Below are 16,527 nucleotides of genomic sequence, written 5' to 3' on the forward strand. Positions count from 1 at the left end.
ACCGTTTTTTTTTGTTATATCATTGTCACATTTAATTTCTAGTCTCTTTAGCATGTCAGAAATAACCCCCCCTACAAAACAACCTCCTTCCATAAAAATCAGTTCCGGTGAGCTTTATCAACGTTGGCGACTCGTTAAAGATGCCTTGGCCCGCTATGGCGTCGTGGTCGGCGGGTTGGGTGTAATCGTCGCTATCGTACTGATTTTCTTTTATTTGCTGTATGTGGTCTACCCCTTGTTTATTTCGGCGACCGCGCAACCGGTCAGCGAATACGCAGTGCCGGAGCAGGCTTTAGGCAACACCTTGCTGCTGGAAATGGAAGAGCAAAACGAGGTGGGAGCCCGTTTTACCGATAGCGGGCACGTGGTGTTTTTTGAGGTGGCCAGCGGTAAAACGTTGTTAACGCAGGCGGTGGCAATCCCCGAGGGGGCGCATATCACCAGCTTTGCCCAAGGCAGCCCTATCAATGAGGGTGCGGTCATTTACGGTTTATCCGACGGTAGGGCGGTTGTCGTTAAGCATCAATATAAAGTTACTTACCCTGACAACGTGCGGGTTATTACTCCGTCGCTTAAATATCCGCTGGGCGAACAGCCTTTGGTGATGGACGAGTCCGGTGCGGCCTTGGAGAAAATAGCGGTTAAGGCGGGCAATGATGCAACAACGATCGTCGTAAAAACAGCCGATACGCCGCAGGGCGCCGGTAAAATCCGCCTGGTCAATTTCCAAAAAGAACAATCGCTGTTTGCCGAGGAAGCGGCATTGACACGGACGGATTCAATTTTTGAACAGCCGGCGGCGAATATTGCCGATATTTTAATCGACAAGGAGGAATCCAACCTGTATCTGATCAGCAACGACGGGCAGATGGGCTTTTTCGACATCAGTGACAAAAACAGCCCGGCTATCAGGCAGCAACAGAATGTGGTAAGCGCCGGACAAAAAATCACCAGCGTGGCTTTTTTAAACGGCGATCTTTCGCTGATGATAGGCGATTCCAGCGGCTTGGTGTCGCAATGGAGTATGGTTAAAGACAAGTTGAACCGGCCGGCAATGCAAAAAATCAGGTCATTTAAAGTGTCCGATAAGGCGGTTGTTGCAATTAATGCCGAACAACGCCGGAAAGGCTTTATGACGACAGATGCCGACGGGATCGTGGGCATTTATCATTCAACCGCCGAACGGGAAATGGTTAAGGAACGCATAAGCGGCGCCTTGCCGACGGCGGCGGTGTTGTCGCCGCGAGCCAATGCGATGTTGGTGCAGTCGGCGGACGGCAAAATGCACTTCTGGCATATCGATAATGAACATCCCGAGGTTTCGATTAGATCGCTTTGGCAGCAAGTCTGGTATGAAAGCTATCCCAAACCCGATTACATCTGGCAATCTTCTTCGGCAAATAATGATTTTGAACCCAAATACAGCTTAACGCCATTGGTTTTCGGCACCCTGAAGGCGGCGTTTTATGCGATGTTGGTCGCCATACCGCTGGCGCTGATGGGGGCGATTTACACCGCTTATTTTATGGCGCCGAAGATGCGCCAATACGTGAAACCCTCGATTGAAATCATGGGCGCGCTGCCGACGGTTATTTTGGGCTTTCTCGCCGGCCTTTGGTTGGCGCCGTTTATGGAAGAACACCTGTCCGGGCTGTTCGCTATGTTGATGATTATTCCTGTAGGCGTCATGCTGTTTGCTTTTGCCTGGCAGTTTATACCCAAGCCCATTGCCCACAGACTTTCGGAAGGTTGGGACGCTGCGTTATTGGTTCCGGTTATTTTGCTGAGCGGCTGGTTTGCCTTTAAGGTCAGCGTACCGTTGGAAACGTTTTTGTTTCACGGCACCTTGCGCGACTGGTTTAAGGCTGAATTCGGCATCGGTTACGACCAGCGCAATGCGTTGGTCGTCGGTGTAGCGATGGGCTTTGCGGTTATCCCGACCATTTTTTCGATTGCCGAAGACGCCATTTTCAGCGTCCCGAAGCATTTGACTGTCGGATCTCTGGCGCTGGGCGCTACGCCTTGGCAAACCATGATCAGGGTGGTGCTGTTAACCGCGAGTCCGGGGATTTTTTCCGCCATTATGATCGGTTTCGGCCGGGCCGTCGGGGAAACCATGATTGTGTTAATGGCGACCGGAAATACACCGGTAATGGATTTGAGCGTTTTTCAGGGTATGCGTACCCTGGCGGCGAATATCGCTGTGGAAATGCCGGAATCGGAAGTAGGCAGTACGCATTACCGGGTCTTGTTTTTAGCGGCCCTGGTGCTGTTTATGTTTACCTTTGTTTTTAATACGCTGGCCGAAGTTATTCGTCAGCGCTTACGGGAAAAATACAGTTCATTATGATCAGGATTAAAGCATGGTTTAAAAGCGGCGCCCCCTGGGTATGGCTCAATGCGGCGGCGGTCAGTACCTGTCTTATTATGGTGGTCGGCGTGCTGGGCTTGATTGTCGTTCGCGGAGCGGGCCATTTCTGGCCCGCTCCAGTCGTACAATTCAGCTATCAGGAACCGGACGGACAAACCCGGACGATTATCGGCGAGCATGTCGATACCAGTATCACGCCGGCGGCGATGGCCAAGTCCAGTGGTCACATCATGGCCGATGACGAAGATACCCTGGTGCAATACTTGGTTAAAACCGGTAATCGCGATATTACAGGCACCGATTTCCGTTGGATACTGGAGCGCAATATTAAGCAGCAACAGTCTCCCGCCGAGTTGATGGTGGTGGAACGCCGCGAGTGGGGCAATTTTTACGGTCAGCTGGTTGCGGTCAAGGAAAGCGGCAAGGTTATCGCGGAAGGCGAGCAGGCCGGGCCTGTCGCTCAGACCCGGATAAATGAGGCTTTAGCGGTTTTTGACGAAATAGCTCATCTGGAAAAAAAAGAAGTCGGCGGGATCAATTACAAGCTGGATCAGTTAAGGCTCGAGCAGAAAGGATTGCAACTGAAAAACCGCTGGGATGCGGCGGCCGAGCAACGGATAAGCGTCGAGAAGGCGGAGCTTGAAATTGAATATAAAAAATATCAAGCCCAGTTACTCGAGCTGTACAAGCAGATAAGAAGGGACAGCTTGGTCGCAAAAACCGAAAGCGGCCAGGAAGTTGAAGTTCCGTTGGCTAAAGTCGTCAGGGTTTACTGGCCAAACACAATGAGTATGTTCGACAAAATCGGCCATTACGGCGTTAAAGTGGTCGAATTTTTAACGGATGATCCGCGTGAAGCCAATACGGAAGGCGGGATTTTTCCTGCCATTTTCGGTACGGTGATGATGGTGCTGATGATGTCGGTTATCGTGACGCCGTTTGGCGTCATTGCGGCGGTGTATTTGCGCGAATATGCCAAGCAGGGTTTTATCACCCGCTTGATCAGGATTGCGGTCAACAATCTGGCGGGTGTGCCTTCCATCGTTTACGGCGTATTCGGTTTGGGTTTTTTCGTCTATATTCTGGGCGGCAACATCGATCAATTGTTTTACCCGGAAGCCGCGCCTGCGCCGGTTTACGGTACGCCGGGGTTATTGTGGGCATCGATCACGCTGGCTTTGCTGACTTTGCCGGTCGTTATTGTCTCGACCGAAGAAGGTTTGGCGCGTATTCCCAGGTCTATACGCGAAGGCAGTCTGGCCCTGGGCGCGACTAAACTGGAAACTTTATGGCTGACGGTATTGCCGATGGCAAGCCCTGCGATGATGACCGGATTGATTCTGGCGGTGGCGCGGGCGGCCGGCGAAGTGGCGCCGTTAATGCTGGTTGGCGTGGTCAAGCTGGCGCCGACGTTGCCGTTGGACGGCAATTATCCCTTCTTGCATTTGGACAGAAAATTTATGCACTTAGGATTTCATATCTATGATGTCGGCTTTCAAAGCCCCAATGTCGAGGCGGCAAGACCGTTGGTTTATGCGACATCATTATTGTTGGTACTGGTCATTGTTGGGCTGAATTTATCAGCTATCTTAATCAGGAATCATCTGCGAGAAAAATACCGGGCACTGGAAGGTTAAAAAATGACAGCACAACACGCACGTACACATAGTATTGATGTAAGTTCAATTTTACGCGATCAGAAAAAAACTGATGAGCCGAACGAGCCCTGCATCAAGGTAGAGAATTTAAATCTTTTCTACGCTCAAAAACAGGCGTTGCATGACGTCAGCATGGAAATGCACAAGAAAAAGGTGACCGCCTATATCGGGCCCAGCGGGTGCGGCAAATCCACATTGCTGCGCTGCATCAACCGGATGAACGATCTGGTTGATAACGTTACCATCGAAGGCAAGATTCTGCTGGATAATGAAAACATCTACGACAAGACCGTCAATGTGGCCGCGTTACGCAGACGCGTCGGCATGGTATTTCAAAAGCCCAATCCATTCCCCAAGTCCATTTTCGAAAATGTCACTTACGGCCTTAGGATTCAGGGCATCAACGACAAGCGGATATTGGAAGAAACGGTCGAAAGCGCCTTGCGCGGCGCCGCACTATGGGATGAAGTCAAAGACCGATTGAACGATAACGCGTTGGGTTTGTCAGGCGGGCAGCAGCAGCGTCTGGTGATCGCCAGGGCGATTGCGATAGAGCCTGAAGTGCTGTTGCTGGATGAGCCTGCATCGGCGCTGGATCCTATTTCAACCTTAAAAATTGAAGAGCTGATCAACGAGCTTAAAGAAAAATACACTATAGTTATTGTGACGCACAATATGCAGCAGGCCGCACGGGTTTCCGACTACACGGCGTTTATGTTTATGGGCGAATTGATTGAGATGGGGACGACCAGCGAGTTGTTTACCAACCCTAGAAAACAACAGACCGAAGATTACATTACCGGTCGGTACGGCTAACCAGGAGCAAGTAATGGACAACAGCAAAATAGGGCAGCATATATCAGGTCAGTTTAATAAAGAACTGGAAGATGTGCGCAACAAAGTTTTAACGATGGGCGGGTTGGTTGAGCAGCAAATAGAGCTGGCTGTAACCGCGTTCACGACGGGTGACGTGGAGATGGCCGAGCTGGTTATCAAGCAGGACAATCAGGTTGATGCGCTGGAAATGGCGATTGATCAGGAATGTATGCAGATTTTAGCGTTGAGACAGCCTGCGGCGTTCGATTTAAGATTGTTGATCGCCGTCATCAAGGTGATTAACGAGCTGGAACGCGTCGGCGACATGGCTGAGCGCATTGCCGAAATGGCGATACAATTATCGAATGCCGACAGCAACAAGCACGACCAATATTATGAGTTGGAGCACATGGCTGAATTGGTTCAGGAAATGCTGCACGGGGCTCTGGATGTATTTGCCAGGATGAATATAGAGGATGTAACGGCGATTACCGGACTGGACGAAAATGTTGACCGCGAATACGGCAGTATTATCCGGCAGTTGATCACGAAAATGATGGAAGATCCGAGAAACATCACCCGGATGCTGAATGTGCTCTGGGTGGCCCGTTCACTGGAAAGAATCGGCGATCATGCCTGCAATGTTTGCGAACATCTGATTTACATGGTGAAAGGCGAAGATGTCCGGCATTTGACCCAGGAAGAGCTGGAAAGAAAAATGAAAGAGTAGGAAAGTGAAGGGTCGTTTCATATATTGTAACGGCCGGAGTCTGAGTTCGCCGTCATTATTCCCATTCGTGTTCTGAAAAGCGGATATTCCGAGAGCTATCAGGTATTATTTGAACTGATCAGGGTAATTATTGCTGTTTCAGTATCACTTTTTGGAGAATTGGATAGGGCTATGCGACAAACAATCAAGGCAAAACATGAGCTTCGCTTGTATGAGCTGAAAAAAGCGGTCAACGAATTTCTTGAGTTCACCGATCATTTAACCCTGCTTCAGGGGGTTAATGAGAAAGCGCAGGAGATGGTTCAGGCGGTTGAAGCCTTGCAACAGTTATTGCAGCAAGGTTTGGTTGCAAATAAATTGGTTAAGGCGGTGAATGTTTCCGATGCTGCGGCGCTGCTTGATGAGATAGTCGATGCCGATGCGGTTAGCGAATTGGAGGCTTATGTGTTGTCGGCGGCGGAAGGCGTTGAAAACCCCGAGGTGATGCAGTTTTTAACCGAAATAATGGATAAGGTTGAACGTAAATATAACCTGCTGCTTGAAAAAGCGCATGCTTACAACGCGCTTTTAAAAGATAAGTCTGCGTAGTTTTGTTCCGCCGACAGCTGGGGCTTGCCCGGTTTAATAATTTCGTTGGACGGAAAATTTTGCCAATAAAGTCAATGCTTCTTTGTAAGCGGAGTCAGGCAGGACGCTTAATGCCGCTATCGCTTTTTGCGCTTCTTCGTCCGCGCGCTGTTCTGTGTAATCAATGGCTTTAGTGCGTTGCACCACGGTGAAAACCTCGTTAAACGCGTCGCGGTTGCCATTTTTGATTGCGTCAATAATGATTTTGGCTTCGTTTTCGTCGCCGTTTTGAATGGCGTAAATCAGTGGTAAGGTCGGTTTACCTTCGGCAAGGTCGTCGCCGAGATTTTTGCCCAGCTCATCTTTGCTGGCTTTGTAATCGAGTGCATCGTCAATTAGTTGAAAAGCAATGCCTAGATGTTGTCCGTATTGAGCCAGACCTTGTTCTGTTTCAGCTGATGCCCCGGAGAGAACGGCGGCTAATCTGGTTGCGGCGCTGAATAAAATGGCGGTTTTCCGGGCAATAACTTCGAGGTATTTTTCTTCCGTGGTCTCGGGATTATTACAGTTTAAAAGTTGCAGAACCTCGCCTTCGGCGATGGCTGTGGTGGTTTTTGACAGGATTTCCATTACCTGCATATTGCCGGTACGCACCATCATTTCAAACGCGCTGGAGTAAAGGTAGTCGCCTACCAATATGCTGGCGGCGTTACCCCAGACGGCATTGGCGGATTCTTTACCTCGCCTGAGGTCGGAGTCGTCAACAACGTCGTCATGCAGCAGTGTGGCGGTGTGGATAAACTCAATGACAGCAGCCATAAGCAGGTGCTTATCGTTGGTGCCCCCCAGTGCCTTGGCTGCCAGTAACAATAGCATCGGGCGTAATCTTTTGCCGCCGCTGCCGACTATATAGTGGCCTACCTGGTTAATAAGGATAACGTCGGAACTTAACTCGTTAATAATGAGCTGATCGACGGCTTTTGCCTCAACCGTAGTTAATTGCTTAATTGAATCGAAATCAATGGGAGCAGGAGCGTTAGCGGGGGATTGTGAATGCGATGCCATTATGTCGTGTTGCGTGTAAGTTTGGGTTATTTTTCATAGCAATAGCCATGAAAATCAAAGTCTGCTAAACTATTATAACTTAATAAGGGGTTAACCGCCCATGCTATTGTTTGAGCGGGTTGATGATAATGGCTTTTTTATGCTATTTTATTAAATATTTAGGGCGTTAATTTAATTTAGATTGACTTGCCTTGGATTTAAAAATATAATTTTTTGTTCACTTTAAACAGATTAATGCTTGATGGAGCTTGCGCCGATGTATGCGGTAATTCAAACAGGTGGTAAACAGTACCGCGTAGAAGAAGGTACTTTCTTAAAAATAGAAAAACTGGAGCTAGGCACAGGCGACAGCGTTGAGTTCGATAAAGTGCTGATGATTCAGTCTGACGATGCTGTTAAAGTTGGCATGCCTTTTATTGAAGGCGGCAAAGTTACAGCGACTGTCCTGTCTCAAGGCAGGCACAAAAAAGTCAAAATTATTAAATTCAGAAGACGTAAGCACCACATGAAACAAATGGGGCATCGTCAGTACTATACGGAAGTCCAGATTACTGGCATTTCCGCTTAAGATATTAGGAGTTACAGATGGCTCATAAGAAAGCTGGTGGTAGTACCCGTAACGGACGCGACTCTAATGCGAAAAGATTAGGTGTTAAGCGTTACGGCGGTGAGAGTGTAACAGCGGGTAATATTATTGTTCGTCAACGTGGAACCCAGTTTCATGCGGGTGACAATGTAGGCTGCGGAAAAGATCATACCTTGTTTGCAACGACTGACGGCAAAGTGGTTTTTCAGGTTAAAGGGCCTAATAACCGCAAATTTATCAGTATTGTTGCTGCATAAGACATACGACTGTATCGCGCTATAATTATGGCGGGACAGTTGAGCCGGGTAGTGTAGCCCGGCAACTTTAAAAAAGCTCCGCCGTTGTTATGGCGGGGCTTTTTTTGTTTTTATCGGTTGGATTTGAAGTTTGGCGGCGTGTGATTTATGAGATTTGTTGACGAGGCGGAAGTTCGTGTTGAGGCGGGTGATGGCGGCAATGGCGCTATCGGTTTTCGGCGCGAAAAATACATTCCGATGGGTGGCCCGGACGGCGGTGACGGTGGTGACGGCGGCAGCGTTTATCTGATTGCGGCAGAGAATGTAAATACGCTGGTGGACTTTCGCTATCATGCCGTGCATAGGGCGCAACGCGGGCAGAACGGCATGGGCCGTAATTGCACCGGCCGGAAAGGCGATGATTGCTATGTGCCGGTGCCGCTCGGGACGCTGGTTTCCGATGCGGAAACGGGGGAGGTCATCGGCGATTTAACCAAAATCGGTCAGACCTTGCTGGTTGCCCAAGGCGGTTTTCATGGTTTGGGTAATACGCGCTTTAAAAGCAGCATTAACAGGGCGCCGCAAAAGGCAAGCAAAGGCACAGAGGGCGAGCATCGCAGGCTTAATCTGGAATTGACGCTGATTGCCGATGTCGGCTTGCTGGGCATGCCCAATGCGGGAAAATCCAGTTTGATTCGCTCGGTATCGGCGGCAACGCCCAAGGTTGCCGACTATCCGTTTACAACCTTGCATCCCAATCTGGGTGTGGTTAGCGTTGATGATTTGCGCAGTTTTGTTATTGCCGATATTCCCGGTGTTATCGAAGGGGCTGCTGAAGGTGCGGGTCTCGGCTTGCATTTTCTCAAGCATTTGCTGCGCACCGGCTTGCTGTTGCATGTGATTGATGTCGAGCCATACGAAAGTGCGGAGTCGCCGGTGCAGGCTGCTAAGAAAATCATTCATGAAGTCGAGAAATGGAGTGATGAGCTGGCCGCCAAACCGCGCTGGCTGGTGCTGAACAAGATCGATCGTCTGCCTGAGGAAGAAGTCGATCAACGGTGCCAGACGATTGTCGATGAGCTGGGGTGGACAGGGCCGGTCTTTAAGATTGCGGCGATTAATGGGGATGGTACGAGAGAGCTGATGTTCGCCATCATGAATTTTTTGGAACTGCAACGGCGGGAAAAAAGTGAGCAGGACTGATTTTGCCAACGTTAAGCGGGTTGTCGTCAAAATAGGCAGCTCTTTGTTGACCAAGGGTGGGCAGGGGCTTGATAAGGTCTCCATTGCTGCCTGGGTTGAGCAGATGGCTGGTTTAAGGCGGCAATCTATCGACGTGATCCTGGTTTCTTCAGGCTCCGTCGCGGAAGGCATGTGCCGTCTAGGCATGAAGGCGCGACCCAAGACCTTGCATGAATTGCAGGCGGCGGCGTCTGTCGGCCAAATGGGCCTGGTGCGCGTTTTTGACGATAATTTCCAGCAGCATCGGCTGCATGCGGCGCAGGTGCTGTTAACGCATGATGATCTGTCGGACAGACAGCGCTATTTAAACGCCAGAAGCACGTTGCTGACTTTGCTTAAGCTTGGCGTGGTGCCGGTTATTAATGAAAATGATGCGGTGGCGACCGAAGAAATCCGCTTTGGCGATAATGATACGCTGGCGGCGCTGGTTGCTAATCTGGTCGAGGCCGATCTGCTGATTATTTTGACCGATCAAAAGGGTTTGTTTACGGCCGATCCCGGTTTAAATCCCGAGGCGAAATTGATTTCCGAGGTCAGTGCTAATGATGATCGGTTGGATGTGATGGCCGGTGACAGCCGTAGCGGCTTGGGTCGGGGCGGCATGTGCACCAAAGTGCGGGCGGCGCGGCTGGCGTCCAGATCCGGGGCGGCCACGGTGATTGCTGCGGGCGCTGTCGATAATGTTATTACCGCCGTCATTGCTGGAGCCGATTTGGGTACCCATCTATTGCCGGACATAGAGCCGTTGGTAGCCAGGAAGCGCTGGCTTGCCGGACAGTTGCAGGTTAAGGGGCAGTTAGTCCTGGATGCGGGCGCGGTCAGGATGTTGAAAAATGAAGGCAAAAGCCTTCTGGCTGTCGGCGTTAAAGCGGTATCGGGCCGGTTTGAGCGCGGCGAGTTGGTTTCTTGTATGGATGAAAGCGGCTTGGAGATTGCGCGTGGGCTGATTAATTACGGCAATGTCGACGCCCAATTAATAGCAGGCAAGAGCAGTTCGGAATTTGAGGGTATTCTGGGCTATTTCGACGATTCTGAGTTGATACATCGGGACAACTTGGTGATAATTTAGGCGATTCGATAAGCAATAAAAAAGGCCGTAACTCAATGAGTCCGGCCTTTTTTATTGAGTAAGATTAAAGCGATTAAGCGATATCCTTTACTTTTGCGTTCAGTCTGCTTTTACCGCGTGCGGCTTTATTCTTGTGAATAATGCCTTTGGTAACTGCGGAATCGATAATCGGCACAGCAGTGTTGTATGCGGCTTGCGCTTTTTCTTTGTCGCCCAGCTTAACTGCGGCAATGATCTTTTTTATAAATGTGCGTAAGTTGCTACGTTGTCCTGCGTTGCGAATACGGCTTTTTTCCGCTTGTCGCGCACGCTTTTTAGCTTGTGCTGTATTAGCCATAGTTTCTCGATTCTTGGTGGTAAGTTAATTAAGCCTTACATTATCTTTATAAATGCTATTATTGTCAAACTTTTTAACGCATCATAACGGGAGCGGCGTTGAGCAGGCAGCTTTTTAAGTCGACGGTGGTGGTCGGCAGTATGACCTTGATTTCACGGATACTCGGCTTTATCCGGGATATGTTGATTGCACAGATTTTCGGCGTAGATTCGGCAACAGACGCATTTTTTGTCGCATTCAAGATTCCCAATTTTTTGCGCCGTTTATTCGCCGAGGGCGCTTTTGCACACGCCTTTGTTCCGGTGCTGTCCGATTATAAAGAGCGGGGCAGCAAGGCCGCGTTAAAACAGTTTATCGATAAAACAGCCGGAACCCTGTCGGTGCTTTTACTGCTGATTACGGTGATCGGCGTAGTGGCGGCCCCTGCATTGATCATGCTGCTGGCTCCCGGTTTTATGTGGCAGGGAACCCAGTATGAATTGTCCGTGCAATTGCTGCAAATCACCTTCCCCTACTTGTTTTTTATCGCGCTGGTGGCTTTTGCCGGGGGCATATTAAATGCGCATGGGAAATTTGCGATTCCCGCCTTAACGCCGGTTTTCCTCAATATTTGCATGATAGCCGCCGCGACCTGGCTGGCGCCTTTGATGGGCGAGCCGGTTACGGCCCTAGCCTGGGGCGTTTTTGCGGCGGGCGTCGTGCAGCTGTTGTTTCAGCTTCCCGCGTTGATGCGCTTGGGCCTGATGCCAAGACCGAGGCTGGGCTTTAACGACTCGGGTGTTAAACGGATTATAAGCCTGATGCTGCCGGCGATTTTTAGCGTTTCAGTGACGCAGATTAACTTGCTGTTGGATACCTTGATTGCGTCGTTCTTAACCGTCGGCAGCGTGTCCTGGCTGTATTATTCCGACCGCCTGGTGGAGTTTCCGTTGGGTATTTTGGGCCTTGCGCTGGGGACGGTCATTTTGCCGAATTTAGCCAAAAGCCATGCTGCGGAAGATACCGCCGCTTTTTCAAATTCACTGGATTGGGGATTGCGGCTGGTCGTTTTGGTAGGCTTGCCCGCCACCATTGGATTGGTGATGCTGGCAGAGCCGATGCTGTCGACGCTGTTTCAATATAATGAATTCGGCGTCAGCGACGTGCATTTTACAGGATTAAGCTTGAAGGCTTATTCGCTGGGTTTGTTGGGTTTTATCCTGATCAAGGTGCTGGTGCCGGGCTTTACCTCGCGCGGCGACATGAAAACGCCGGTTCGCTACGGCGTTTATGCGATGCTGGTCAGTCTAGGCCTGAATCTGGCGTTGGTTTTTCCGCTGGCTCATGCGGGGCTGGCGTTGGCGACTTCGCTGGGCGCTTTTTTTAATGCCGCTTTGTTGTTGAGAAAATTGCACAGGGACAAGGTTTATCATCCGGCTGAGGGTTGGTGGCTGTTTTTAGCCAGGGTATCGCTGGCTGCCGGGGTAATGTCCACCGGCTTGTATCATTTTGTTGATGCCGGTTGGTGGTATGGCTGGAATTCGACAGCGCGAGTAATCAATCTGGTTAAATGGATAGGGATAGGATTGATCGTTTATACCGCGACATTGCTGTTAACGGGTTTAAGAGTAAAGCATCTTGTCGGACAGAAACATAGTTAAATTTAATAACTTGGACTTAACTTTACATTGTAAAACTCCTATTTAAACAATGCCGACAACGATAAAGTAGCTCGCTAGAGGTAGGCAAGACCGATAGAGATTTCCAAAGCGCTCAGTATTGATCCTTCGTTTTGTGCCGGGCTCAGTTGGGGAGGGCGCTAAAGTCGAAGGCTATGTATTATTGGATGGCAATTGTTCCTGATTTTGCTATAGTGCTTGGGATGCCCTTAAACCAGCGGGTTGCGTATGAACAGAACCACCAAACAAATTTGGCTCGCCTGCGCGCTGCTTGGTTTTGGGGTGTTGGCCGCTGTTTTCGCCAGCCTTCAAATTAAACAGAGTATGGAGGCGGATGCTCTACGGCAATTCTCCTTTACCTGCGACCAAGTCGCCCTGAAGATTAAGGAGCGTCTTGGCGCTTACGCCTTAACGCTGCGCGGCGGCGCTGCCCTTCTTAATGCGTCAGACGCCGTTACTCGCCAAGACTGGCGCGCCTACACGGAAATATTGAGCGTGCAGGGCAGCATTCCCGGCGTACAGGGTATCGGCTTTGCCCAAGTCATTACACCCGATCAGCTGAGCGACCACATCGCCCGCATTCGCCGTGAAGGATTCCCCGATTACAGTTTGAGTCCATCGGGCGACCGCGCCATTTACACCGCTGTCGTTTATATCGAACCTTTCCGCGACCGCAATTTGCGCGCGTTCGGTTACGACATGTTCTCCGAGCCGGTAAGGCGAACCGCGATGGAGCAGGCGCGGGATACCGGCGAAGCGGCGTTGTCCGGTAAGGTCGAATTGGTGCAGGAAACCAGCGTCGAAGTTCAGGCGGGAACCTTGATGTATGTCCCCGTTTATCGCAAGGGCATGGTTCACGACACCGTCGAGCATAGACGAGCAGCGCTGAATGGATGGGTTTATGCGCCATACCGGATGAACGATCTGATGGCCGGGATCTTGGGCGATTGGCAGCATCGTGAAGGCCAAGCTATCAACCTGCAGATTTACGACGGGCCGCAAGCAACCCCAGCATCGTTGCTATTCACCAGCAAGATCGTCGCAACGCCGGACATGCAAGTGCTGCTCCAGCAGCAGCGAACCATTGATTTTAACGGCCGACAGTGGCTGTTGGCATTTGATCGCATGGGCGCAACATTCGATATCGGCTATGCGCCGGCCTGGACCGCCTTGTTCGGTGGTGTTGCGTTCAGCATCCTGCTGTTCGGCTTGATGTTGTCGGTGATCAATACCCAAGTCAATGCTGCCGGTATCGCCAATAACCTGACCCAAGAGATCAGACGCCGTGAGCAATTGTTGGCCGAAAGCGAATATCGCTGGCGGTTCGCGCTCGAAGGCGCCGGCGACGGGGTATGGGACTGGAGCTTGGCGGATAACACGGTGTTTTTTTCCAAGCGCTGGAAGGAAATGCTCGGTTTTTCCGAAGACGAGATCGGTAATAGCCTGGATGAATGGAAAAAACGTGTCCACCCCAGCGATATAGCCGAAACGTTGCTCACTCTGCAAGCGTATTTTGAGGGCGGGATTCCACTTTACGCCACCGAACACCGTGTCATTTGCAAGGATGGCAGTTACAAATGGATGCTCGATCGAGGCGTGGTGGTCAGCCGCAGTGATGACGGCAAACCCTTGCGCATGATTGGTACGCATACGGATATTACCGAGCGCAAGTTACTGGAGGATGAACTCCGGCAAAGTCAAACAGAGCTGCAAGAAGCTCAGCGTATCGCCCAGGTTGGCAGCTGGCAGCTGGATCTGGTTACCAATCAGGTTCATTGGACGGAGGAGCTTTACCGGATATACGGTCTCAACTCAAAGTCGCCGCCGCCGGATTACACCGAGCAGTTTCGGTTGTTTACCCCTTCGAGCTGGAATAAAGTGAATAACGCAATAGCCAAGGCAAAAAGCTTGGGAATACCTTACGAACTTGAGCTGGAGACTATCAGGGCCGATGGGGCGCATGGCTGGCTATGGGCGCGTGGGGAGGCTGTCAGAGATGAGAGTGGCGCTATTGTCGGACTCCATGGCGTGGCGGCGGATATTACCGAACGCAAACAGGCGGAATTGATGTTGAAAACCGCGAACACCGAAAATCAGCGATTTCGCGATGCGCTGGATCATGTTTCCTCATATATTTACATGAAAGACACCCGATTCCGTTACGTTTATGCCAATCGCCCAACGTTGGAGTTGTTTGGTTGTTCAGCCGATGAACTGGTGGGATGCGACGATAGCCGCTTTTTCCCGCCGGATACAATCAAGCAGCTGCGAGAGATTGACTCTCGTGTGTTCAAAGGCGAGCAAACGACGGAGGAAGTTGAGGTTATCTATGCCGAGGGAGGGCGACGCGTCTATTTGGAAGTCAAAACGCCGATTTACGAAGACGGCGAGAGCAAGGCGATTTGGGGATTAATGGGGATTTCCACCGATATTACCGCGCTCAAGGAGAATGAGCAGTATCTTGAGCATGTCGCCCATTACGACGCTTTGACCGGCTTGCCTAATCGTGTGCTGCTGGCTGATCGTCTTCATCAGGCCATGACCCAGGCTCAGCGACGCGGACGGCAACTGGCGGTGGCTTATATCGACCTGGATGGTTTCAAGGCTATCAACGACAGCCATGGACACGATGCCGGCGATCAGTTGCTGATGTCCGTAGCCACAAACATGAAGCAGGCGTTGCGTGAAGGCGACACCCTTGCCCGTTTGGGCGGTGACGAATTCGTCGCCGTTCTGCTCGACTTGGCCGACAGCGAACACAGCATAACGATGCTCACCCGCCTGCTCACTGCGGCGGCCGAGCCCGTGCATTTTGGTGCGTTGCTCCTCCAGGTGTCGGCCAGCGTCGGCGTCACTTTCTATCCCCAGCAGCAGGATGATGTGGACGCCGATCAATTACTGCGCCAAGCGGATCAGGCAATGTATCAGGCCAAGCTGGCCGGTAAAAATAGCTACCACATTTTCGACACCGAGCAAGACCGGCTTACCCGTGGGCATCATGAAAGTTTGGAACGCATCCGGCATGCCTTGGCGGAACGGGAGTTCGTGCTGTATTACCAACCTAAGGTGAATATGCGCGAAGGTACGGTCATCGGCGTTGAGGCGCTGATTCGCTGGCAACATCCGGACAGAGGGCTGTTGCCGCCGGCGGTATTTTTGCCTGTGATCGAGGATCATCCGCTGGCTGTCGAGTTGGGCGAGTGGGTCATCGACACCGCGCTGACTCAACTGGAGTGTTGGCGAGAGGGCGGACTGAATATTCCGGTCAGCGTCAATGTCGGTGCTCGGCAGTTACAGCAAGGTGACTTTGTCGAACGGCTGCGCACTCTGCTGGCGCGGTATCCCGGTATCAAACCGTTCTCGCTGGAGCTGGAGGTGCTGGAAACCAGCGCACTTGCCGATTTGGTCCAGATTTCCCAGCTGATGGAAGACTGTCGCGACATCGGCGTCAGTTTTGCGTTGGATGATTTCGGTACCGGTTATTCTTCGCTAACTTACCTGAAACGCCTGTCAGCCGACATGCTGAAGATAGATCAGAGTTTCGTGCGCGACATGCTGGAAGATCCTGAAGATTTGGCTATTTTGGAAGGTGTGCTGGGACTGGCGGCCGCCTTCCGCCGGCAGGCAATAGCCGAGGGCGTGGAAACTGTGGAGCATGGAGAAATGCTGTTGCAACTCGGTTGTGAACTTGCACAAGGCTACGGTATCGCCCGTCCGATGCCGGCCGATGAATTGCCGGAGTGGACGGCCGTCTGGAAACCTGATCCTTGCTGGTTTGGTTTGAAGGCTATAAACCGTGCCGATTTACCGCTGCTTTATGCGGGGGCCGAGCTTCGTGCTTGGGCGGATGCTTTTGAGGTTTCTCTTGCCGGAGAGCGGAACGCGCCGCCGACGTTGGACCATCACCAATGCCGCTTTGGCAAATGGCTGGATTCCGGTGACTTGGCTGGCCGAGGTTCGCCGTCAGCCCGGCAGACAATCGAGTCATTGCACCGGCAGGTGCATGAATTGGCGGCAGAGCTTGGCAATCTCAAGACCCAAGGTCAAGGCCACGAAGCAAAGATGGGACTGGGTGAGTTTCACCGGCTGAAAGACGCCTTGCTTAAATGTTTATACGCACTCTGGCGCAACGGCTAGACGACCAATCCGAGGGGATGTTGTTTGTGGACGAAATAGGATGGCAGATCCAGTT

General features: G+C 51.2%; 13 protein-coding genes. 11 read left to right on the forward strand and 2 right to left on the reverse strand.

Annotation, left to right across the window (positions count from 1 at the left end):
* Window positions 1-52: 52 nt before the first annotated feature.
* From V3O24_RS18445 to V3O24_RS18465, 5 genes are all read left to right on the forward strand, one after another.
* Window positions 53-2,350, forward strand: coding sequence for an ABC transporter permease subunit (locus V3O24_RS18445; RefSeq protein WP_331308313.1), 2,298 nt, complete (start codon window positions 53-55; stop codon window positions 2,348-2,350).
* The gene (gene pstA, locus V3O24_RS18450; protein WP_331308314.1) at window positions 2,347-4,008 is read left to right on the forward strand and encodes a phosphate ABC transporter permease PstA; all 1,662 of its coding nucleotides are present in this window, start codon (window positions 2,347-2,349) and stop codon (window positions 4,006-4,008) included. The genes V3O24_RS18445 and pstA overlap by 4 nt, the downstream gene beginning before the upstream one ends.
* 3 nt (window positions 4,009-4,011) lie before the next feature.
* Entirely contained in the window at window positions 4,012-4,845 is an 834-nt protein-coding gene (gene pstB / locus V3O24_RS18455) for a phosphate ABC transporter ATP-binding protein PstB (protein WP_104422061.1), read from the forward strand.
* A 13-nt stretch (window positions 4,846-4,858) separates the two neighbouring features.
* Window positions 4,859-5,575, forward strand: a complete 717-nt coding sequence (gene phoU, locus V3O24_RS18460) for a phosphate signaling complex protein PhoU (RefSeq protein ID WP_104422060.1) — start codon at window positions 4,859-4,861, stop codon at window positions 5,573-5,575.
* Window positions 5,576-5,746: 171 nt separating this feature from the next.
* Window positions 5,747-6,163 (forward strand): hypothetical protein, encoded by a 417-nt coding sequence (locus tag V3O24_RS18465; RefSeq protein ID WP_104422059.1) that lies wholly within the window; start codon window positions 5,747-5,749, stop codon window positions 6,161-6,163.
* Window positions 6,164-6,196: 33 nt separating this feature from the next.
* On the opposite strand, the gene ispB is transcribed toward V3O24_RS18465, so the two are convergent.
* Window positions 6,197-7,207, reverse strand: a complete 1,011-nt coding sequence (ispB, locus tag V3O24_RS18470) for an octaprenyl diphosphate synthase (RefSeq protein WP_181049802.1) — start codon at window positions 7,205-7,207, stop codon at window positions 6,197-6,199.
* Between the two features lie 256 nt (window positions 7,208-7,463).
* Here ispB and rplU point away from each other — a divergent pair, with 256 nt between their 5' ends.
* From rplU to proB, 4 genes are all read left to right on the forward strand, one after another.
* Window positions 7,464-7,775 (forward strand): 50S ribosomal protein L21, encoded by a 312-nt coding sequence (rplU, locus tag V3O24_RS18475; protein WP_331308369.1) that lies wholly within the window; start codon window positions 7,464-7,466, stop codon window positions 7,773-7,775.
* 17 nt (window positions 7,776-7,792) lie between these two features.
* Window positions 7,793-8,050, forward strand: a complete 258-nt coding sequence (gene rpmA, locus V3O24_RS18480) for a 50S ribosomal protein L27 (RefSeq protein WP_104422058.1) — start codon at window positions 7,793-7,795, stop codon at window positions 8,048-8,050.
* A 147-nt stretch (window positions 8,051-8,197) separates the two neighbouring features.
* Complete coding sequence (gene cgtA, locus V3O24_RS18485) at window positions 8,198-9,232, forward strand: Obg family GTPase CgtA (protein WP_104422057.1); 1,035 nt, start codon at window positions 8,198-8,200, stop codon at window positions 9,230-9,232.
* Window positions 9,219-10,340, forward strand: coding sequence for a glutamate 5-kinase (gene proB, locus V3O24_RS18490; protein ID WP_331308315.1), 1,122 nt, complete (start codon window positions 9,219-9,221; stop codon window positions 10,338-10,340). Before cgtA ends, proB begins: the two co-directional genes overlap by 14 nt.
* Before the next feature lie 73 nt (window positions 10,341-10,413).
* On the opposite strand, the gene rpsT is transcribed toward proB, so the two are convergent.
* Window positions 10,414-10,677 carry a 30S ribosomal protein S20 gene (gene rpsT, locus V3O24_RS18495; protein WP_331308316.1) on the reverse strand — a complete coding sequence of 88 codons (264 nt, stop codon included), beginning with the start codon at window positions 10,675-10,677 and terminating at the stop codon, window positions 10,414-10,416.
* A 98-nt stretch (window positions 10,678-10,775) separates the two neighbouring features.
* Here rpsT and murJ point away from each other — a divergent pair, with 98 nt between their 5' ends.
* Both murJ and V3O24_RS18505 read left to right on the forward strand, forming a co-directional pair.
* Window positions 10,776-12,317 carry a murein biosynthesis integral membrane protein MurJ gene (murJ, locus tag V3O24_RS18500; RefSeq protein ID WP_331308317.1) on the forward strand — a complete coding sequence of 514 codons (1,542 nt, stop codon included), beginning with the start codon at window positions 10,776-10,778 and terminating at the stop codon, window positions 12,315-12,317.
* Window positions 12,318-12,563: 246 nt separating this feature from the next.
* Window positions 12,564-16,472 carry an EAL domain-containing protein gene (locus V3O24_RS18505; RefSeq protein ID WP_331308318.1) on the forward strand — a complete coding sequence of 1,303 codons (3,909 nt, stop codon included), beginning with the start codon at window positions 12,564-12,566 and terminating at the stop codon, window positions 16,470-16,472.
* Window positions 16,473-16,527 lie beyond the last annotated feature (55 nt).

The organism is Methylobacter sp. Wu8, assembly GCF_036440755.1.
In the GTDB taxonomy this organism is placed as follows: Bacteria; Pseudomonadota; Gammaproteobacteria; order Methylococcales; family Methylomonadaceae; genus Methylobacter_A; species Methylobacter_A tundripaludum_A.

What these genes read in the sequence shown, in the direction of transcription:
- V3O24_RS18445 (WP_331308313.1), top strand. Translation starts at nt 53, where the DNA reads ATGTCAGAAATAACCCCCCCTACAAAACAACCTCCTTCCATAAAAATC.
- pstA (WP_331308314.1), top strand. Translation starts at nt 2,347, where the DNA reads ATGATCAGGATTAAAGCATGGTTTAAAAGCGGCGCCCCCTGGGTATGG.
- pstB (WP_104422061.1), top strand. Translation starts at nt 4,012, where the DNA reads ATGACAGCACAACACGCACGTACACATAGTATTGATGTAAGTTCAATT.
- phoU (WP_104422060.1), top strand. Translation starts at nt 4,859, where the DNA reads ATGGACAACAGCAAAATAGGGCAGCATATATCAGGTCAGTTTAATAAA.
- V3O24_RS18465 (WP_104422059.1), top strand. Translation starts at nt 5,747, where the DNA reads ATGCGACAAACAATCAAGGCAAAACATGAGCTTCGCTTGTATGAGCTG.
- ispB (WP_181049802.1), bottom strand. Translation starts at nt 7,207, where the DNA reads ATGGCATCGCATTCACAATCCCCCGCTAACGCTCCTGCTCCCATTGAT.
- rplU (WP_331308369.1), top strand. Translation starts at nt 7,464, where the DNA reads ATGTATGCGGTAATTCAAACAGGTGGTAAACAGTACCGCGTAGAAGAA.
- rpmA (WP_104422058.1), top strand. Translation starts at nt 7,793, where the DNA reads ATGGCTCATAAGAAAGCTGGTGGTAGTACCCGTAACGGACGCGACTCT.
- cgtA (WP_104422057.1), top strand. Translation starts at nt 8,198, where the DNA reads ATGAGATTTGTTGACGAGGCGGAAGTTCGTGTTGAGGCGGGTGATGGC.
- rpsT (WP_331308316.1), bottom strand. Translation starts at nt 10,677, where the DNA reads ATGGCTAATACAGCACAAGCTAAAAAGCGTGCGCGACAAGCGGAAAAA.
- V3O24_RS18505 (WP_331308318.1), top strand. Translation starts at nt 12,564, where the DNA reads ATGAACAGAACCACCAAACAAATTTGGCTCGCCTGCGCGCTGCTTGGT.